This window comes from Ruegeria sp. CDSC081 (assembly GCF_059610485.1).
Map to the genome: position 1 here is coordinate 138,523 of NZ_JBXWNS010000009.1, position 19,063 is coordinate 157,585.

Below are 19,063 nucleotides of genomic sequence, written 5' to 3' on the forward strand. Positions count from 1 at the left end.
GCAAATGTCCGACAACAGCGACAAGACCACTCATTTCGGGTTCGAAACCGTGCGTGAGGCCGACAAGGCCGGGCGCGTGCAGGGCGTGTTCAACTCGGTCGCCTCAAAATACGATGTGATGAACGATGTCATGTCGATGGGCATTCACCGGGTCTGGAAAGACGCGATGATGGATTGGCTGGCCCCACGCCCGGGTCAGCGCCTGCTGGATGTTGCGGGGGGCACCGGCGATATCTCGTTCCGGTTCCTGAAACGCGCAGGCCGTGGCCATGCCACCGTTTTGGACCTGACCGAGCCGATGCTGATCGAAGGCCGACAGCGGGCCGAGGCGGATCAGATGTCGGACAGTCTGAATTGGGTGGTGGGCGATGCGATGGCCCTGCCGTTCGAGGATAACACCTTTGACGTCTACACGATCTCCTTCGGCATCCGAAACGTGACTCGCCCGCAAGAGGCATTGAACGAGGCCTACCGCGTATTGAAACCCGGCGGCCGCCTGATGGTTTTGGAGTTCAGCCAGTTGCCCAATGACGGGCTGCAGAAACTCTATGACCTCTATAGTTTCAATGTCATCCCGCGCATGGGGAAACTGATCGCCAATGATTATGACAGCTATCAGTATCTGGTCGAATCGATCCGTAATTTCCCGGATCAGGATACTTTCCTGAACATGGTCCGCACCGCCGGGTTCGACAACGCGAAATACCGTAACCTGACCATGGGCATTGCCGCGCTGCATTCCGGCTGGAAAATCTGATGCGCGGCCCTCACAATATCATCCGCTTGATCCGGACCGGCGCGACGCTGGAACGGACAGGTGCCATGAATGTCGTCCTGGACGCGTTCGAAGCACCACGTGCCCTGCGCGTTCTGGCCCACACTCTGGGCAAACCCTTTCAATGGCTGGGTTACAAAGGCGATCCGTCGATGCCCCCAGCCACCCGTGCCCTCACCGCCCTGGGACCTGCCTATATAAAATTCGGTCAGGTTCTGTCCACGCGGCCCGACGTGGTTGGAGACGAACTGGCAGAACAGCTACGCGTGCTGCAGGACAAACTGCCCCCGTTCTCCAAGGCCGAGGCCATGGCCGAGGTCGAGAAAGAGCTTGGTCAACCCGTCGTCGAGATATTCGATGAGTTCAGCGAACCGATTGCGGCCGCCTCAATCGCCCAGGTCCACAAGGCCAAGTTGGTCAGCACAGACGAGGATGTCGCCGTCAAGGTTTTGCGGCCGGGGATCGAACGTGCCTTCCGCAAGGATGTTGATGCGTTCTATTTTGCTGCCCGAATCGTGCAACTCTTCGCCCCCGGCGCGCGCCGCCTGCGCCCGATGGAAGTGATCGAACATTTCGACGGCGTCGTGCGTGGCGAGCTGGACTTGCGTCTGGAAAGCTCGGCTGCCTCGGAATATGCCGCTAACACCAAGGACGATGCCGGATTCTGGTTGCCCCCCGTGGTCTGGTCCCTGTCGGCGCGTCGGGTAATGACTCTCAGCTGGGCAGATGGCATCCCGCTGGGCGACAATGGCGCACTGGATGCAGCCGGTCATGACCGCCGCGATCTGGCCGAACGCGTGCTGCGCCTGTTCCTGCTGCATGCTCTGCGCGACGGCTATTTCCATGCCGACATGCACCAGGGTAACCTGAAGGTCGCGGCAAATAGCGATATCATTGCCTATGACTATGGCATCATGGGCCATATCGACGAATACACGCGCCGGGTCTATGCCGAGATTCTCTTTGGCTTTATCCGCCGCGACTACAAGCGCGTGGCCGAGGTTCATTTCGAGGCCGGATATGTCCCCGCCAACCAGGATGTCGACGAATTTGCCCGTGCCTTGCGCGCGGTTGGAGAGCCGATCTTTGGAATGAACGCCACCCATATCTCAATGGGACGGTTGCTCAGCTATCTGTTCGAAGTCACTGAACGCTTCGGCATGGAAACCCGTACCGAGCTGATCCTGCTTCAGCGTACAATGGTCGTGGTCGAAGGCGTCGCGCGCTCACTCGACCCACAAATGAACATCTGGGAAGTCGCCCGGCCCGTGGTCGAAGACTACATCAAACAATCCATCGGCCCCCGCGCCGCACTTCGCGATCTTGGCAAAACAGCAATGGTTCTTGCCCGGTTTGGTCCGCGGCTTCCAGCACTGGTAGAAAACGCATTGATTTCCCAAACCCAAAAGGATGAGCCGACCCGGTCGCGCCTATGGTCCGTTGCCTTGCCCGCCACCATTGGAGCCGCTACCGGCGCGGCCCTCGTCCTATTGCTGACAAGCTTCAGCTAAACCCAATCCCGCCCGCTTCATCTGGCCAAAATACCTTCGGGGGGAATTGCGCCACAGGTGCGATGGGGGGCAGACAGCCCCCCTGCTTGGTTCGGTTTCAGAGCAGCTCAAAGGCAATGGCAATGCCCTGACCGCCACCGATGCACATGGTGACCAAACCCTTGGACCCGCCCGTGCGCTCCAGCTCATACAGGGCTTTCAGCGTTATAATCGCACCGGTTGCACCCACCGGATGGCCCAGCGCAATCGCCCCGCCATTCGGGTTTACCTTGGCGGCATCCAAGCCCAGCTCTTTGTTCACGGCCAACGCTTGCGCGGCAAAGGCTTCGTTGCTTTCGATCACATCGAAATCACCCAGCGTCAGGCCCGTCCGCGCCATCAGGTTTTGCACCGCAGGAACCGGACCAATGCCCATCACCTCGGGGCGTACGCCTGCGTGGCCATAGCCCAGAATGCGTGCCTTGGGTTTCAAGCCGGCCTTTTCGGCCGCCTCCGCCGTGGCCAGTACCATCGCCGCCGCACCATCGTTGATGCCCGACGCGTTGCCCGCCGTCACCCGGCCATCCTTGCGGAAGGCAGGACGCAGCCCGGCCAGCGCCTCGGCGGATGTCTGTTTGGGATGTTCGTCGACCATGAAATCGACCATGTCGCGCTTGACCTTGACCTGAACCGGCGTGATCTGGCTTTGGAAATACCCCGCCTCCAGCGCAGCCGCCGCACGGGTTTGGCTGGCCATCGCGAATTCATCCATCTGCTCACGGGTGATCTGGTGCTCATCAGCAACGTTTTCGGCCGTAATGCCCATATGGCCAGTGCCAAACGGGCAGTTCAACGCGCCCAGCATCATGTCCATCGAGGTGACATCGCCCATCTTCGCTCCCCAGCGCGCCTGTGGCACGATATACGGACTCCGCGACATGCTTTCGGCGCCACCAGCCACAGCGAATTCGGCGTCGCCCAGCATCAGGGATTGTACCGCCGACACAATCGCCTGCGCACCGGACCCGCACAGACGGTTTACGTTCATCGCGGGCGTTTCAACGGGGATACCGGCCTGCTTGGCCGCGGCGCGTGACAGGTACATGTCGCGTGGTTCGGTATTAATGACATGACCAAACACCACATTGCCGATTTGCTCGGGCGCAACTCCAGATCGCTCCATCGCCGCTTCAGTCACAACGGTCGCCAGATCAATCGGCGCAGTTGAAGCCAAGGCGCCACCAAATGTGCCAATCGCGGTGCGCGCACCATCAAGAATGACGATATCTTTCATGTCTCTTCTCCTCGTGGATTTGCGGGCACTATGCATCCAGTCATTGGAACTGTCCCATAGGACGTACCGTCACAAGCGGAATTGACATGAGGCCACCAAACGCGCATGAGATTCCGTCATGACGGAAAATTCAGACGATATCCTGACGCGCCTGCCCGCCCGCCTGAAAGAGGCCCGCCGCGCCAAAGGCCTGTCGCTGGAAGCTGTGGCCAATCTCAGCGGCGTGTCCCGATCCATGGTCAGCCAGATTGAACGCGGCGAAAGCAGCCCGACGATCTCGACCCTGTGGAACCTGACCCGTGCCCTGCAGGTGGATTTCGCTGGCCTGCTGGAAGAGGCCAATAGCGCCGATCAGATCGAAACCCTGCGCAGCGACGAAGTGCCCAGCATCGACAATATGGGCCAGAATTGCCGCATCCGTATCCTCTCCCCGCCCGAAGAGGCCGGTGGCCACGAGGTCTACGATATCCGCTTTGACAGTGATGGCGCGCTGAACAGCCAACCACACGCCCGCGGCGCGCATGAACAGTTGACTGTACTTGAAGGTGCTGTGCGCGTCACCTCGGGCAGTGCCGTCAGCGAGCTGAACCAGGGCGACACCGCGCGATACGCGGCCGACGTTCTGCACTCAATTACTGCCAAGAAGCCAGCAAGGGTGTTCCTGATCGTCAAAAACGCCTGACACCGGCGCATTTCCGCCTTTACGGAAATTTTTCCTTCATACTGTAATTCCCCTATTTGGGAATTTCATCCGTTATGTTAGACATGCGACTCAGTTGAACGGAGATCGCCATGTCAGATGCATTCCTGTCCCATGTCACCGACACCCTCGTGCAGATCGAAGCGGAGGGTCTGTACAAGCGTGAACGAATGATCACCTCGCCCCAGGGCGGCGAGATTACTGTGGGCGACAGGCAGGTCATCAATCTGTGCGCCAACAATTATCTGGGTCTGGCCGATCATCCGGCACTGATCGCCGCCGCCAAAGATGCGATGGAGCCCAAAGGGTTCGGCATGGCCTCGGTCCGGTTTATTTGTGGCACACAGGACATTCACCGTGAGCTGGAACAGAAGCTGGCACAATTCCTGAATAAGGACGATGCGATCCTGTTTGCCGCCTGTTTTGATGCCAATGGAGGGCTGTTTGAGCCTTTGTTAGGGCCTGAAGACGCCATCATCTCGGACAGTCTGAACCATGCCTCAATCATCGACGGGGTACGGTTGTGCAAGGCCAAACGTTATCGTTATCTGAACAACGACATGAACGATCTGGAGGCCTGGCTGAAGCAGGCGCGCGAGGACGGCGCGCGTCACATCATGATCGCGACAGACGGTGTGTTTTCGATGGATGGCTATCTGGCTAACTTGCCGAAAATCGGCGAACTGGCGGACAAATATGACGCCATTGTCATGGTCGATGACTGCCATGCCACCGGATTCATGGGTCCGAACGGGGCCGGTACACCGGATCATTTCGGTGTCGCTGTGGATATTCTGACGGGAACCTTGGGCAAGGCACTTGGGGGGGCAATCGGCGGTTATATCGCCGGGCCGCAGCCGGTGATCGACCTGCTGCGGCAGCGGGCGCGGCCCTATCTGTTCTCAAATTCGCTGCCGCCTTCAATCGTTGCTGCCGGGATCGAAGCCATCCGTCTGGTCGAAGAGGGCGACATGCTGCGCGCGCAACTGTTCGGCAACGCCAAGTATTGGCGCGCGGGATTGGAAAAGTTGGGTTTTGACCTTCTACCGGGCGAACACCCGATCATCCCGGTAATGCTGGGCGAAGCACAACTGGCGCAGGACATGGCCGCAAAGCTGTTTGACGAAGGCGTTTATGTTTCGGGTTTTTTCTTCCCCGTCGTCCCGCGCGGTAAGGCACGGATCAGAACGCAGATGAATGCGACGCTGACAAAGGATGAGCTGGACCGTGCGCTGGCCGCCTTTGGCAAGGTCGGCAAAGAGCTGGGGATTATCTGATGCGACCCAATACGATGAAAGCGCTGGAAAAATCCAAGCCCGAGGAGGGGCTGTGGATGGTGCAGGCCCCGGTGCCCGAGATCGGCCCTGATGAAGTGCTGATCCGCATCAACAAGACCGGCATCTGCGGCACCGATATCCACATCTGGAACTGGGACGACTGGGCCGCCGCCACGGTGCCCACCCCGATGATCACCGGCCATGAATTTGCCGGTGAAATCGTTGAGATCGGGCGCAACGTGACCGGGCTTGAGATCGGCCAGCGCTGCTCCGGCGAGGGGCACCTGATCACAACCGACAGCCGCCAAAGCCGCGCTGGCAAGTTCCATCTGGATCCCGGCACGCGCGGAATCGGCGTCAACGAACAGGGTGCCTTTGCGCAATACCTGAAACTACCTGCCTTCAACGTGGTACCCCTGCCCGATGACGTTCCCGACGAAATCGGAGCCATTCTCGACCCGTTGGGGAATGCCGTGCACACCGCACTCAGCTTTGATCTGCTGGGTGAGGATGTGCTGATCACCGGTGCAGGCCCCATCGGCATCATGGCCGCCGCCGTGGCCCGCCATGCAGGCGCGCGGCATGTGGTGATCACCGATATCAATCCGGACCGCTTGACGCTGGCTGCGCATGTTGTGCCAACATTGCGCCCTGTCGATGTGACCAAGGAAGATTTGCAGGACGTGATCGCCGAACTGGGCATGCAGCAAGGTTTTGACGTCGGGCTTGAGATGTCAGGTTCACAAATTGCACTGGACCAGATGGTCGAGGCACTGGTGATGGGCGGCAAGATCGCTCTGCTGGGCATCCCACCTGGAAAATCCCCCGTGGACTGGTCCCGCATCGTATTCAAGGCCATCACCATCAAAGGTGTCTATGGGCGCGAGATGTTCGAGACCTGGTATAAGATGATTGCCATGTTACAGAACGGTTTGGATGTCAGCCGAGTGATCACGCACCGTTTCAAGGTTGATGAATTCGCCAAGGGCTTTGGCGAGATGAAATCAGGTCGATCCGGCAAGGTTGTTCTGGATTGGACCTAACCCTCTGGCGTTAAACGGCTTCACCCCCTAAACAGGAGGGAACTCAGGTGTTTGGAGGCGCAGATGAGCGACAAGGACAACCGGTATCTTGAACGCGGGATCGAGGACACTCTGGTCACGGATTTCGCCGAAACCCACCGCAAGAGCTATGGCGACTTCCTGCAGCTCAAAACCCTACTGAATCTGCAAAAGACGTTTCAGGATCCCGCGCAACCAGATGAGATGCTGTTCATTATCATCCATCAGGTCAGCGAGCTGTGGCTGAAGCTGATGCATCACCAGCTGGTCGAAGTGCGCCGCTTTCTGCAAGAGGACGAATTTGGCCCGGCAATGAAGAATCTCGACCGGGTCAAAGCAATCCAGCGGCAGTTGATTTCCGCGTGGGAAACGCTTCTGACCATGACCCCCGCCGATTACATGACCTTTAGGCAAGCACTTGGCAGCTCCTCGGGATTTCAAAGCTATGGCTATCGTCAGATTGAATTCATTCTGGGCAACAAGGATGCCTCGACCCTGAAGGTTCACCAGCATGATCCCGAAGTCATGGAATTATTGGATGCCGCACTGACCAAGCCTTCGCTTTATGACGAAGTGCTGCACATGCTGGCCCGGCAAGGGTTTGACGTGCCTGATGACCTGCTGAACCGTGACTTTGCACAACCCTATTCCGGCGACCCGCGCGTGGTGAAAATCTGGGCTCAGGTGTTTCACAATACCGATCAGTATTGGGACCTCTATGCGCTGGCCGAAAAGCTGATGGACGTTGAATCCCTGTTCCAGCGCTGGCGGTTTGACCATGTCACCGCGGTCGAGCGAGTTATTGGCAACCAGCCAGGTACAGGCGGGTCTAGCGGTGTGTCGTTCCTGCGCAAAGCGCTGGACTTGCGGTTCTTTCACGATCTCTACGATGTGCGCACCGAATTGATGTATAGCGGGCAGGAGTAGGCGATGCTGTATCGTGGTTTCACTCAGACAGAGCTGGAGCAGGAGTATTCTCCCAGTTCGATGGTTGGCGGCGATCTGACACCCTATCTTGAGAGCTACGCCGCGCTGAGTGCGCAGAACCGCGCCCGGATGGAATGCCGGGAAAACCTGCCCTTCGGCGAAACATCTGAACAGGTGCTCGACTTCTTTCCTGCGTCGACGGCCAACGCTCCGCTGCATGTCTTTATTCACGGAGGTTACTGGCAGGCGCTCAGTCAGCGTGAGTCGGCGATGATGGCCCCTACACTGGTGGAAAACGGGCAAGCCTTTGCAACGCTGAACTATACGCTCGCACCTGAGGCCCGACTGGATCAGATGATCAAAGAGTGCCGCGATGCCCTGCTTTGGCTGGGATCACAGGCGACGGCCCTTGGGTTCGATCCGGCGCAAATCACCTTGTCGGGGCACAGCGCCGGGGCACATCTGGCGGCCATGATGATGGCGACTTCAGCCGATGCGCTAGCCCGCGCCGGCTTGCGGGTACGAGAGGTGATTCTGATCAGCGGCGTCTATGATCTTGAACCGATCAGCCTGACGCCGGTGAATGACCCGCTGCAACTGACCCCGGTCGAAATACACGATTTCTCACCCATCCTGCACCTGCCCGCCCCCGGTCCGCGTTACCATGTAACCGTCGCCGAGCGCGACACACCCGAATTCATTCGTCAAAGCCGGGACTATGCGGAATTGCTGCGTAAAGGCGGGCATTCTGTCAGTTTTGATCTGCAGAAAGGGATGCAGCATTTCGACATCATCATGCACGCAAGCACGTTCCTGCCGGCTCCTCGGTAATCATAGGTGTTGGGCGAAAGAATATTCTGACCTTTGCGTCATGCACTGAGCAAGTCGCCATATCCCTGCATTTGTGGCGGTACACGCAAGTGTCCGATTTGCGCCCAGAGTGACAGATGCTGTACTAGCTAGGAATGGCAGCGGTGCGCTAATGTCGACTCTGCAAAGTTGAACGAACGGAGTACACGGAACTTTTATCGCGCTCTCATCCATTCTGGTGCAGAATTCTCCAAACCGGTCGATGATCGAATTCGCAGCTGGTGAAAAAAATCACGCTTTGACTGTCATCTGAAGCATTAGTCACTCGCTCAAAAGAGCCGAAAGCTGCTTCGCTCCCTTCTGAAGTATGCCCAGAAACGACATCAGACTGTTGACGTCATGACGTTGTGTCGGCGCGTGAACCGAAAGCGTGCCTACCAATCGGCCTTGTCCATCCTGAACGGGTACTGCTAGGGCAGTCATTCCGGTCATGAACTCCTCGTCATCGGTGGAATAACTATTCTCGGAGATACGTTGGATCTCCGATCGCAATGCCTTGGGATCGGTCAGCGAGCGTTCGGTTTGTGGTTGTAGATGTCCTGCCGAAAGAAACCCATCCAGCTTTCCTTGCCGTAGTGTGGACAGGTACATCTTGCCGCTGGCCGTGCAATGGAAAGGCACCTGTGTCCCGACCGGCAGTTGAATTCGCAGGGGCCACTTCGTTTCCACCCGGTCGAGATAGATCATGCCCTCGCGGTCTGGAATGGCGAGATTACATGTCTCGCCAACAGTTTCAGCCACACTGCGCAAGATCGCCAGTCGCGCAGTGCGCAAATGCTCGGACGACATGGTGTTGACCGATAGCAGTCGCAGCCGGTGTCCCGGGCCATACGATCTGCCATCGAGATCCCGCTGCAGAAACCCTTCGGCTTCTGCGGTTTGCAGCAGACGGTGAATTGTTGGCTTGGCCAGACCTAATGCCTCAATCAGATCCGATGGTTTTACGGAAACGCCACGCCGCGCCACCTCCTCGAGGATCAGCAGGAGGCGGAGGTTGGTCGGTATTTGAGTTTCTTTTTCTTGTGTTTCCGTCTCGGCCATCCTGCAACAGTCTAGCTATTTGGCAGCAGTATCAAGGCCAGATCGGGCACAAGCGACACTAAAATCCAAACCGAAAGAAGCGCCACCAGATAGGGTACCGTATACCGAAGCAACCGGAAATAGGGTACTCCTGTTACTCCTGAAGCCACATAGAGGTTCAGCCCATAAGGTGGTGTGATGAATCCAATGGACGCCCCCACAAGGAAGATCACCGAGAAATGGATTGGATCAATCCCAACCGAGGCCGCGATTGGCGCAAGAATTGGAGCGAGAATTATGGTTACAGGTAGGCTTTCCAGAACCATACCCGAGAAGAAGACAATCACCATCGACGTGAATAGAACCGCATAGTACCCACCCATCGAGGTTACAAAATCTCCAATGGTTTGTTGCGCGCCGAGCAATGACAAGATCTGTTGCATCACAACTGATATCGCGATCAGCGGCGCAAGGATGCCGGTGATCTGGGCCGAGCGGATGACGATCGAGGGGATCTCGGGGATCGTAAAGCCTTCGACCACGAACATTTCGGCGTAACTCTTCTCGGTTGGCGATATGTCGTTTCTGGCCCCCATAATCCGGTTGATCGGATAGCTGACCAAACCAGCGATCACACAGAAGCCAACCGTCACGCCCGCGGCTTCTGTCGGTGAAAATTTGCCTGTGTAGATGCCCCACAGCACCAGCCCAATGGCGAAAAATCCAAGCCAGGCGCCAAATGCCGTTTTCAGTACCCGGTTGAGCTGCAAAGGGATCAGATGGCCCCACCCGTTCATGCGGCAAATGATCCAGCACGCGAATTGCATACCAAAGACCATGAGCGCGCCCGGAAGAATGCCCGCCACGAACAACTCGGAAATAGGAAGGTTCATCAAGAAGCCATAGACGATGAAGATAATGGAAGGCGGGATAATGATCCCTACAGTACCCCCTGCCGCAGCGGTCGCCGCGCTGAACCGTTCGTCATAGCCACCTTTGACCATCTCGGGGTGCAGCATCGAACCAATTGTGGCTGTCGTCGCCGAGTTTGATCCCGAAATCGCCGCGAATAACCCGCAGGCACCAAGCGATGCCATCGCCAACCCACCACGTATCCAGCCCAGACAGGCATAGGCGAAATCGCTGAGCCTTCGGGCAATACCAGACTTGTTGATCAGGTCTCCGGTCAGGATAAAGAGCGGCATCGCGAGCAGGGCAAAGCCTTTGTTGAACACGTTCAACAGTTCGGCCCCCATATTGTCCAGCGTCAAGCCAAGGACGAATGAGCAGCCGATCACCCAATAGCCGATGACCAAAAACACCGGCACGCCCAGCATGAACAGAAAGGTAACCCCAAGTGAGATCAGTGTAACCAAAGTTCCGTCTGTCATCAGTCTGCTCCGATCACGGCCTGCTTGATCAGCGGCTCACCTGTTTTCCAGTTTTGCAGATCGTCGGCGAGGTTCTGAAACACACGCCCGATCATCAAAAAGAACGAAAGAGGCGCGGCCAGCAAAAACCACCACTGCATGATATTGTCCGTGCCGAGAACGATCTGAAAATTTGACGCCGATAACGCAACCAGTCGCGTGGTCGTCACGATGACGATCACGGCAAAGATGAACCACAGCACCGCATCAAGGATCAAACAGGCCAACTGCCCGCCTCGGGGCATTGCGGTGCGGAACTCATTGAAACTCAGATGCGTCCGCAGGCGAACATTGTACGTGGCCCCGAACCACGCCATCACCATAAACAACAAGGGAGGGATAGTGGTGGACCACGGTTCTTGATCGTTGAACACGAATCGGTCGATCACGCCCCAGAAAATGATCAACGCAATGGCGAGGTAAGAATATACCATCACCGACCGCTCCAGATGGCGTTCGATAAACGGCACTGTCCGATAGATCAGCATGATCACGAATCCGCCCATGGCTGAAACAACCGCGCCCAACACCCATGCGGCGTCCGATTCCAGCGCTGATTGAATCTCGAACGAATCCTGGCTGAGAAAGGCACTGAAGATCGCGCCTGTGTCTGCCCAAAACGACATGTACCCCGTCCTCCCAGTCGGTGTGTATTAGAACCGGCCCGCTTGGGGCCGGTTCGTCTTTTGTATCAGGCTTCGCCTTTCCACCAACGGCGCGGTTCTACGTTTTCCGGCAGGGTGTCTGCCGGAATCTCACGCGCGATGTCGTAGATTTCCTGATAGGTATCGATGCCGCCGGCCCATTTGTTCAAACGCTCACGCCACTGCGCCCAGGGTTCGGGGTTGTAGTTCGGGGCGCACATCTCTTCGGCCAGTTTGATCTGATCATCTGGCAGGAATGCCGGACGTACTCCATTTTCGGCGAAGATAGTATCAGGCAGCTGCGGTTCCGAGAAACCGACGGTGTTCAGCAAAGCCGCTTCATTGGCACCTTGAATCAAAGCCTGCGTAAAGTAGGAAGACTCCATCACAGCATCCTGAAGCTCCCCGCCCAGACTGTCGAACACTTTGGCTGACATTGAGGTATGTTCAGTGCCGCAGAAGAATTTCAGGTTGACTGACTGCGACACCACTGGAGCCATGTTGGCATATGCGACGGCCGATGCCCACGTTTCAGCCCCGTCGATCAGACCAGTCTTCAACGCATCCAGAGTTTCTTCCCATGCAACCGGTACCGGATTCAGGTTCAACAGCTGCATCGCAATGCGTCCCAGCTGTGTACCCGTCACACGGTTCTTTGTGCCGAACAGCTCTTCCAGTTTGGTGACGGTCGGCTTGTCGGCAAAGGTCGAACCCATTTGCAGGCCGCGCAATTCACAGTGGGTAAACAGGAACTTCAGGCCGTGCCGTTTCTCAAGCGGATCACGCAGAATGCGCTGGCTCGCCGGGCTGTAGAAGAAGTGATACTGCGCTGCCCGGCTGGGGAACATGTAAGCATAGTCCAGCACGTTGAGATACGGCGCGCCTCCAGCCGAGTTCTGGGTCGAGGCCGCGTAAATATCAACAATGCCCTGCTGAGTTTTTTCAACGCAGCTCAGCTGCCCGCAGATCTGGTTGTCGCCAATGAACTCGATCCGAATTTCACCGTCCGTGCGCTCTTCCAGATCGCGTGCAAACTCGATCGCGCCGGCGCGTTCGATCAGCAGATTGCGGGTGTTAAAGCCCGATGCGCCGAATTTAAGCGTGTGCTTTGGCTCTTTCGAGAAGCGCTTTTCATAGGTTGATTCGGCTGCCTGCGCCAGATTCGCCAGGCTCATCGCGCCACCGAACCCACCTGCCGCCAGCAGTGTCGAACTCATGCCATAGCGCCCGGCCACACGAAAAAAATCTCGCCGGGAAATGCCACTTAGTTTCTTACCGATCTCCATTGCCTACCTCCCTGATCGCAATTAATGAGACGTTTTGTATCAAAAAAGGCTAGTATATTTCTCGCATCTTGCATAGAGTTTTTTTCAGTCGCGTCGGGAGGAGACAGTTATGGAAGTCGATTATGCGGTAGTCGGAGCAGGATCTTCGGGCTGTGTCATTGCCAACCGTTTGAGTGCTGATCCCAATACGACCGTCGCATTGCTGGAGGCTGGCGGTCGCGACACCAACCCGTGGATTCACATTCCGGTCGGATATTTCAAAACAATGCACAACCCGTCGGTTGACTGGTGCTATCGCACTGAACCCGATCCGGGACTTAATGGACGATCCATAGACTGGCCACGAGGCAAGGTGCTGGGCGGCTCATCCTCGCTGAACGGACTGCTTTATGTCCGCGGCCAGAAAGAAGACTACGATCGCTGGCGGCAAATGGGCAATGAGGGATGGGGGTGGGACGATGTCTTGCCCCTGTTTAAACGCTGCGAAGATCAAGAACGCGGTGAAGATGAGTTTCACGGCATTGGCGGGCCTTTGTCTGTTTCGAACATGCGCATTCAACGCCCCATCTGCGACGCCTGGGTTGCCGCGGCACAGGCCGCAGGCTACCCGTTCAACCCCGACTACAACGGTGCTGAACAAGAGGGCGTGGGGTATTTCCAACTGACCACCCGCAACGGTCGTCGCTGCAGCGCGGCTGTGGCTTATCTCAAACCCATTCGAAGTCGTCAGAATCTGAACATCATCACCAACGCATTTGTGACGCGCGTGGTATTGGACGGGAAAAAGGCAACCGGGCTGGTTTACCGGGACAGGTCGGGGGTCGAGCGAACTCTGAAGGTTCGACGCGAGATTATCCTGTCTGGCGGCGCGATCAATTCACCCCAGATCCTGATGTTGTCGGGGATTGGAGACCCGGACCACCTCAAAGAAAACGGTATCGAACCGCTTCACGCCCTGTCTGGCGTCGGTAAGGGCTTGCAGGATCATTTACAGGCGCGCCTGGTGTTCAAGTGCAATGAACCAACACTGAATGATGAAGTCCGCAGCCTGTTCAATCAGGCGCGCATCGCTCTGAAATATGCACTGTTCCGTGCCGGGCCTATGACGATGGCGGCCAGCCTTGCCACCGGCTTCATGAAAACGCGCCCGGATGTAGAGACACCCGATATACAGTTTCATGTCCAACCCTGGTCCGCTGACAGCCCGGGCGAGGGCGTACACCCGTTCTCGGCCTTTACAATGTCGGTCTGCCAGCTGCGCCCGGAAAGCAGGGGGGAGTTGCGCTTGAACGGCCCCGATCCGTCCAAACATGTCAAGATCATACCGAACTATTTGTCCACAGAAACAGATTGCAGAACCATCGTCGATGGCGTGAATATCGCGCGGCGAATTGCCAAGAAAAACCCTTTGGCCTCGAAGATTTCGGAAGAGTTTCGACCAACAGCAGATCTGAATTGCAACGACTATGACGCTACGCTGGATTGGGCCAGGTCGAATTCGACCTCAATCTACCACCCAACCGGCACCTGTGCGATGGGAAGCTCTGAGGCATCTGTTGTCGATCCTAAACTAAGGGTTCACGGACTAGAAAATCTGCGCGTGGCCGATTGTTCGATCATGCCCGAGATCGTCAGTGGCAACACCAACGCACCGGCAATCATGATCGGGGAAAAGGCGAGCGATTTGATAATCGCGGATGCCTGACAGGCCCTCCATCTTGCCTGTGTGCGATGCAGAATGCCCAAAACACTCGCAACCGATGGATCGGTGTGCCAGTCGCGCAAGCTCAAGCTGTTCTGTTGATTATGTCTGATCGCAACTCGCACTTTGCCAACTCTTGTCTCATGGCTGACCGTGATCTGGGAGGGCGACTCTTGGTCAACGATCTGTGCTGCATCCAGCTCAGATTTTGACGTCAAACCAATCTCGCGAAACATGCATAAGCGGTCGCGGACACTACTTGCTTTTCCAATAGTTCAAATCGGAACGTCCACTTTCCTATTTTTGGCGTACAAGTACTTCACTTGCAGAGAGAGATATAAACAGCACTGGGTCGCGAGCCTGAATGCTTGGCTACTGACACTGCGTCGGTGAACGCTATTGGCCGCTAAATCCGCGTCACCGCCATCTGCGTGCAACTCAGAGAATGTCCGGTTTACGTAGTTCGCGACCTGCTGCATGAGCGAAAGACAGAGGTGTGATCAAGGTCTGTTAAGGGCTCAGAGCGGCCATCTGACAACTTCTGTCAGCCATCAAAGGCCTCCCAGCGCGCCAGAGGTCGGCAGTGCGGACGAAGCAGTCATTGATCTTCGGCTAGCCTCTCCGCTGCAAACTCGGCAACACCCTCAGCGGTCCCATCTGTAAACGAGGCCACAGTGATTGGATCAGTAACGTCAGGAAAATGATAGACTGCGTTTACGCTAAACGGTCCACCACCGGAATGCCCTACCGCCTTACCCACACTATTCAAAGCACCAGACATCAGGCCAAGAGCATATCCACATTCTGTCCATGGACGGTTGGGAATAGCACCGCCAAGGATTTTTGCATCTAACATTTGGCGCATGGTAACTGGCTGCAACAGATGACCAGACATAAGCGCGTGCAGTAGCCGCGCGGCATCTGGCGCGTTTCCGATCAAACACCCATGGTAGACCCATTTTGGGTCGTAGTCAGTCGCGGCCTCCCAATGTACCCTCCGAAATTGTTCGCATGTTTCTGCAAGCTCAATACTGTTCAGGCCCAACGGCTTGCACACCATATCGGCAATAACCTCACGAAGCGGCGTCTCCAGCGTCGCTTCGATTAGCTCGACTACAAACATGTAGCCTATGTTGGAATAAGACCAACCTTGTACCGGCTCAAACAACATTCCTTTTGCAAGCGCCACATCAAGTAGTTTGTTGCGTGTCCAAGGTGTTTCCTTGGCCGCAACGGCTGAGTGATATTCAGAAAACTGCCCGTAATCTGGGAGACCAGAGGTGTGCTTTAGAAGTTGGCGAAGGGTGTAACGTTCGCCCTTCAGCGTGGCGTCCAGGTCGAGTTTCCCGCGTTCAACCAGTTTCAAAGCACAGATTGAAATTACAGTTTTGGTGAAGCTCCAATAGGGAAAGCAGGCCTCAACCGAACCAGAGAATCCTTCTCGGCCAGAGGCTGTTATCCAATAAGAGTGAACTGTTTGAACGGTCATTTTGCATATGTCTGGCATTGCTTTGCCGGTGTCAATTTGGGCTCGCAGCCGACATTCGGTCATTTCACTCAGACAATTGACGGGAACCAAGGGGTCAAAGTCGGCAAAGTGCTGTAAGCAGCCTTGTGCACTCGCAGCTACCAGATCACTCGGCTTTGTTGGTAAGGGCTCTTACCGATATTTTATGCCAAGGCCGGTCAGTTGGAACTCAAGTCACACTGAAGCACCAAGATACATTCCCGTACGTCGTCTTTTCTCATTGATCTGGCATTGACTTCGACAGATAGAGAGGTGTGCGGTGGCTGTCTTCCTTCTCAAGTGGCGCGTGTCAAAGCGCTGCCGGAGGACCTCCGGTGGCCTTTTTTATGGCTTACGCACCTGCCACAGGCCCTATCAGAGGACGTCATGCCCCTTTCACCTGACGGTAAAGACCGCGCTACTCGCGCCATTGACCCATTGCCAATACGCCTTATCAAGCGCGCTATACTGGTTCTTATCGGCCTGTTTTATTTCCTCTTCGTGGCCTTTGCCCCTCTTCTTTGCGTTCGGCGCAGAGGGTTTCGGGGTTGGTATTGGCGCCTGGTGAAACGGTCATGTTCACGCCTGCTGTGGCTCCTCAGCATCCGCGTCGAGATGCGTCCTGAGGAAAAGAATGCCCTCGCCGCCGACACCAACAGCATCATCGTGGTCAACCACCGTAGCCATCTCGATGGCTTCAGTCTCATGCTCGTGGTGCCCGACACCAAATGGTTCACTTTCGCGGCGAAGTCAGAGTTCTGGAACAGCAAACTCCTGCGCACAGGTTTTGATGGAGCGGGTCTCGTCCCTATCAACCGGGACTCCGGCTCAACGGCCATGGATACGCTGATAAAGGCTGTCAAGGAAATGCCCGCCCGCTGTTCCATCGTGCTATTCCCAGAAGGCACCCGAGCCAAAACAGAATCGCTAGGGGACTTTAAAGCGGGTGCAGTCTTAGTCGCCCGAGAAACCGGTCGCACGATCACCCCTATTGTCATCCACGACAGCGATAGTCTACTTCCACGCGGCAAACATTTACCGCGCAGCGGGACGATCCGTGTGGAGGCATTGCCAACATTCGCGTGCGATCCTACCGCTAGTGTGGATGAGGATCTGTCGCGATTGCGCAGGCAGATGATGGCTGTGTTTGAGCGGTGAAGTCTGTTTGACAGAAATATGCAGAAACCGAGTTTGTTGAGTTTCGGCTACTCGTAGCGGCAGATACCAGATTTGCGGAACAGTTTTACTTGTCGGTGGGGTTTCTCCAACGGGTATCGATATGCGAAGGCCTAGTTAGTACCCGTATTTCAGTATGCTCTTAGCCGGTCTTATCTATGGTTGGACTGCTTGGTATTGTCACTGAACCCTCAGAAGAGAATGGACATTTGAGTGCCCTGAACTCGCTATTCATGCCGGAGGTAGAAAAAGCAGGGGAGACACGAATTTGCCAGATGCTGTACGACGTATGAGTGACCAAAAGCTAACACTAAGCCGCCATCAGACCACCAGCTTCGCCTGCGATATCGACTATGCAGTCATCGCCGGTCTGAATGCGATTTGCCGGACTTTCCCCTCGGAGTTCTGATTTGGGTGAGGTTAACCAGAATGCGCATTGCCACGGCGTCATTTCTCGTGGCAGGGCTTTCAACACTTTTTCCATCAAAGGAAGCGGGGTTCCATCCTCAGCAAACTGGAAAGATGGATAGGCGTTGGCCCCTTTGTAAGGCAAAGAAAGTACCTTCCCGGTTCTTGTCCAGATATCGGCTATCCGCGTGATCTGCCAGGAGCCATTTTGCCATTGTGCGTGCACGCCGGCATCGTCCAACAACGGATACTCAAGCGCAAAATCATCCATCCGGATGTCATTGACTGCGCTACAATGTCCCTCAAACTTATACAAATACATCTACTTACTCACCGAACTCACTAACAACTCATGAAACGATACTGACAAGAAATCGTTCTAGCCAAAGTTAAGAAGTTCACATTGGGCGAATTAAACTTCAGCTAACCTCGTTTTTTTAACCTAGCGCGCTGAAATTATTGTTGGTTTGCTTACAACGGCCCGCCGTACTGATGCTCGTAAAACCAGTTCTGAATTCGAGGCTTTGTTACTCATTGGGGTGGTAATCCTCACAAGCTGAGGGCATTGGCCATGGATCTACCGAACCAATCTCTGGTTTGTGAGTGATCAACATCTACGTATTGGACAAAGCCGCCAGTCACTCTGTCCAGTGTTGGAAACGAGTGCCGAGGGTGAACTTTCTTTTCTACGAACACGATCCTCTTCGTCTGACACTCCCGCAAGAAGACTAACAGTCCTGATCCGAAGATTAGCGTGACACCAAACGCGCCGGGGAGGTTTTGCATTTCCACGGACCTAAATTCCTTTCTCTGGTCACAATACGGACTGACCATTCCAAAAATTCCCTACCGCCACCTTGAATTTCTGGGCCGACCATTCCACATCTTGCTCATGAGCAAAGAAACTCTCGCAGTTGGCGACATCAAATCACCCGCAGGCCCGGGTAGGCCTCGCGCCTTTGACGAAGCTGAGGCTTTGGAAAAAGCCTTGTGCGTTTTTTGGCACAAGGGCTACGAGACCGCATCTGTGGATGATCTGACCAAGGCCATGGGTTTGAGCCGGTCCAGCTTCTATGGAACGTTCGTCAACAAACAGACTTTGTTTCACAAAGCCCTCAGGCACTATTCAAGGCGTGGTTTGAAAAATCTGCGTGACGTTGCAGATGCGGGCGGGGATGATCCCGTTGGTGCGATAATGGAAGCTTTGGCGAACCCGCAAGGAGGTCGTGACGGCTGCATGCTTATCAACTGCCTGACGGAACTTGCTCCGCAGGATGATGAAGTGGCGGCTCTCGGACGGCACCATTTGGAGAGTATTGACGAGATTATTGCGAGAGCGCTTGAGCCTTCGGACCCGGGACGGGCACTCGACAAGGCGCGTGCTTTTGCCTCCCTTGCAATCGGCACACTAGCTTTGCGCAAGGCGGGTGTTCCCGGGGATCAGATATCACAAACCCTGAAACAAGCCCGGTTGGTGATTTCGCCATAAGGCCTCC

Annotated in this window: 17 protein-coding genes; 10 read left to right on the forward strand and 7 right to left on the reverse strand. The window is 55.8% G+C overall.

The genetic code is table 11. The features are described from left to right. Nucleotides 1-4: 4 nt before the first annotated feature. Complete coding sequence (gene ubiE / locus AC2FH9_RS16620; protein ID WP_496872273.1) at nt 5-757, forward strand: bifunctional demethylmenaquinone methyltransferase/2-methoxy-6-polyprenyl-1,4-benzoquinol methylase UbiE; 753 nt, start codon at nt 5-7, stop codon at nt 755-757. Further along, entirely contained in the window at nt 757-2,286 is a 1,530-nt protein-coding gene (gene ubiB, locus AC2FH9_RS16625; protein ID WP_496872275.1) for a 2-polyprenylphenol 6-hydroxylase, read from the forward strand. The genes ubiE and ubiB overlap by 1 nt, the downstream gene beginning before the upstream one ends. 97 nt (nt 2,287-2,383) lie before the next feature. On the opposite strand, the gene AC2FH9_RS16630 is transcribed toward ubiB, so the two are convergent. After that, nucleotides 2,384-3,559 carry an acetyl-CoA C-acyltransferase family protein gene (locus tag AC2FH9_RS16630; protein ID WP_281973592.1) on the reverse strand — a complete coding sequence of 392 codons (1,176 nt, stop codon included), beginning with the start codon at nt 3,557-3,559 and terminating at the stop codon, nt 2,384-2,386. A gap of 118 nt (nt 3,560-3,677) precedes the next feature. Here AC2FH9_RS16630 and AC2FH9_RS16635 point away from each other — a divergent pair, with 118 nt between their 5' ends. From AC2FH9_RS16635 to AC2FH9_RS16655, 5 genes are all read left to right on the forward strand, one after another. Next, on the forward strand, nt 3,678-4,241 hold the full coding sequence (locus tag AC2FH9_RS16635) for a helix-turn-helix domain-containing protein (RefSeq protein ID WP_496872277.1): 564 nt from the start codon (nt 3,678-3,680) through the stop codon (nt 4,239-4,241). A 110-nt stretch (nt 4,242-4,351) separates the two neighbouring features. After that, entirely contained in the window at nt 4,352-5,536 is a 1,185-nt protein-coding gene (locus tag AC2FH9_RS16640; RefSeq protein ID WP_496707504.1) for a glycine C-acetyltransferase, read from the forward strand. Between the two features lie 14 nt (nt 5,537-5,550). Next, nucleotides 5,551-6,579: an L-threonine 3-dehydrogenase gene (tdh, locus tag AC2FH9_RS16645; protein ID WP_142638456.1), complete on the forward strand. Its 1,029-nt coding sequence runs from the start codon at nt 5,551-5,553 to the stop codon at nt 6,577-6,579. 63 nt (nt 6,580-6,642) lie between these two features. Continuing rightward, the gene (locus AC2FH9_RS16650) at nt 6,643-7,524 is read left to right on the forward strand and encodes a tryptophan 2,3-dioxygenase (protein ID WP_142638241.1); all 882 of its coding nucleotides are present in this window, start codon (nt 6,643-6,645) and stop codon (nt 7,522-7,524) included. 3 nt (nt 7,525-7,527) lie between these two features. Beyond that, complete coding sequence (locus AC2FH9_RS16655) at nt 7,528-8,355, forward strand: alpha/beta hydrolase (protein ID WP_496872279.1); 828 nt, start codon at nt 7,528-7,530, stop codon at nt 8,353-8,355. Nucleotides 8,356-8,655: 300 nt separating this feature from the next. Here AC2FH9_RS16655 and AC2FH9_RS16660 read toward each other — a convergent pair whose 3' ends face one another. From AC2FH9_RS16660 to AC2FH9_RS16675, 4 genes are all read right to left on the reverse strand, one after another. Next, on the reverse strand, nt 8,656-9,435 hold the full coding sequence (locus AC2FH9_RS16660) for an IclR family transcriptional regulator (RefSeq protein WP_496697447.1): 780 nt from the start codon (nt 9,433-9,435) through the stop codon (nt 8,656-8,658). Between the two features lie 11 nt (nt 9,436-9,446). Continuing rightward, nucleotides 9,447-10,805, reverse strand: a complete 1,359-nt coding sequence (locus tag AC2FH9_RS16665) for a TRAP transporter large permease (RefSeq protein WP_496689852.1) — start codon at nt 10,803-10,805, stop codon at nt 9,447-9,449. After that, a complete protein-coding gene (locus AC2FH9_RS16670) occupies nt 10,805-11,470 on the reverse strand; it encodes a TRAP transporter small permease (RefSeq protein ID WP_142638249.1) in 666 nt (221 codons plus the stop codon). Before AC2FH9_RS16670 ends, AC2FH9_RS16665 begins: the two co-directional genes overlap by 1 nt. A gap of 65 nt (nt 11,471-11,535) precedes the next feature. Further along, entirely contained in the window at nt 11,536-12,774 is a 1,239-nt protein-coding gene (locus tag AC2FH9_RS16675) for a TRAP transporter substrate-binding protein (RefSeq protein ID WP_142638251.1), read from the reverse strand. Between the two features lie 109 nt (nt 12,775-12,883). On the opposite strand from AC2FH9_RS16675, the gene AC2FH9_RS16680 reads away from it, so the two are divergent. Continuing rightward, nucleotides 12,884-14,479 carry a GMC family oxidoreductase gene (locus AC2FH9_RS16680; RefSeq protein WP_496872282.1) on the forward strand — a complete coding sequence of 532 codons (1,596 nt, stop codon included), beginning with the start codon at nt 12,884-12,886 and terminating at the stop codon, nt 14,477-14,479. Between the two features lie 595 nt (nt 14,480-15,074). On the opposite strand, the gene AC2FH9_RS16685 is transcribed toward AC2FH9_RS16680, so the two are convergent. Further along, nucleotides 15,075-15,965, reverse strand: coding sequence for a serine hydrolase domain-containing protein (locus AC2FH9_RS16685; protein WP_496697873.1), 891 nt, complete (start codon nt 15,963-15,965; stop codon nt 15,075-15,077). A 405-nt stretch (nt 15,966-16,370) separates the two neighbouring features. On the opposite strand from AC2FH9_RS16685, the gene AC2FH9_RS16690 reads away from it, so the two are divergent. Beyond that, nucleotides 16,371-17,141 carry a lysophospholipid acyltransferase family protein gene (locus AC2FH9_RS16690; RefSeq protein ID WP_496872284.1) on the forward strand — a complete coding sequence of 257 codons (771 nt, stop codon included), beginning with the start codon at nt 16,371-16,373 and terminating at the stop codon, nt 17,139-17,141. 328 nt (nt 17,142-17,469) lie between these two features. On the opposite strand, the gene AC2FH9_RS16695 is transcribed toward AC2FH9_RS16690, so the two are convergent. Next, nucleotides 17,470-17,838, reverse strand: a complete 369-nt coding sequence (locus tag AC2FH9_RS16695) for a hypothetical protein (protein ID WP_496872287.1) — start codon at nt 17,836-17,838, stop codon at nt 17,470-17,472. A gap of 621 nt (nt 17,839-18,459) precedes the next feature. Here AC2FH9_RS16695 and AC2FH9_RS16700 point away from each other — a divergent pair. After that, nucleotides 18,460-19,056 (forward strand): TetR/AcrR family transcriptional regulator, encoded by a 597-nt coding sequence (locus tag AC2FH9_RS16700; protein WP_496872290.1) that lies wholly within the window; start codon nt 18,460-18,462, stop codon nt 19,054-19,056. The last annotated feature ends 7 nt before the right edge of the window (nt 19,057-19,063 follow it).

Coding starts and splice junctions, on each gene's coding strand:
- AC2FH9_RS16680 (WP_496872282.1), top strand. CDS start 12,884: ATGGAAGTCGATTATGCGGTAGTCGGAGCAGGATCTTCGGGCTGTGTC.
- tdh (WP_142638456.1), top strand. CDS start 5,551: ATGAAAGCGCTGGAAAAATCCAAGCCCGAGGAGGGGCTGTGGATGGTG.
- AC2FH9_RS16685 (WP_496697873.1), bottom strand. CDS start 15,965: ATGACCGTTCAAACAGTTCACTCTTATTGGATAACAGCCTCTGGCCGA.
- AC2FH9_RS16650 (WP_142638241.1), top strand. CDS start 6,643: ATGAGCGACAAGGACAACCGGTATCTTGAACGCGGGATCGAGGACACT.
- ubiB (WP_496872275.1), top strand. CDS start 757: ATGCGCGGCCCTCACAATATCATCCGCTTGATCCGGACCGGCGCGACG.
- AC2FH9_RS16695 (WP_496872287.1), bottom strand. CDS start 17,838: ATGGATGATTTTGCGCTTGAGTATCCGTTGTTGGACGATGCCGGCGTG.
- AC2FH9_RS16630 (WP_281973592.1), bottom strand. CDS start 3,559: ATGAAAGATATCGTCATTCTTGATGGTGCGCGCACCGCGATTGGCACA.
- AC2FH9_RS16660 (WP_496697447.1), bottom strand. CDS start 9,435: ATGGCCGAGACGGAAACACAAGAAAAAGAAACTCAAATACCGACCAAC.
- AC2FH9_RS16700 (WP_496872290.1), top strand. CDS start 18,460: ATGAGCAAAGAAACTCTCGCAGTTGGCGACATCAAATCACCCGCAGGC.
- AC2FH9_RS16665 (WP_496689852.1), bottom strand. CDS start 10,805: ATGACAGACGGAACTTTGGTTACACTGATCTCACTTGGGGTTACCTTT.
- AC2FH9_RS16670 (WP_142638249.1), bottom strand. CDS start 11,470: ATGTCGTTTTGGGCAGACACAGGCGCGATCTTCAGTGCCTTTCTCAGC.
- AC2FH9_RS16635 (WP_496872277.1), top strand. CDS start 3,678: ATGACGGAAAATTCAGACGATATCCTGACGCGCCTGCCCGCCCGCCTG.
- AC2FH9_RS16640 (WP_496707504.1), top strand. CDS start 4,352: ATGTCAGATGCATTCCTGTCCCATGTCACCGACACCCTCGTGCAGATC.
- AC2FH9_RS16675 (WP_142638251.1), bottom strand. CDS start 12,774: ATGGAGATCGGTAAGAAACTAAGTGGCATTTCCCGGCGAGATTTTTTT.
- AC2FH9_RS16690 (WP_496872284.1), top strand. CDS start 16,371: ATGCCCCTTTCACCTGACGGTAAAGACCGCGCTACTCGCGCCATTGAC.
- ubiE (WP_496872273.1), top strand. CDS start 5: ATGTCCGACAACAGCGACAAGACCACTCATTTCGGGTTCGAAACCGTG.
- AC2FH9_RS16655 (WP_496872279.1), top strand. CDS start 7,528: ATGCTGTATCGTGGTTTCACTCAGACAGAGCTGGAGCAGGAGTATTCT.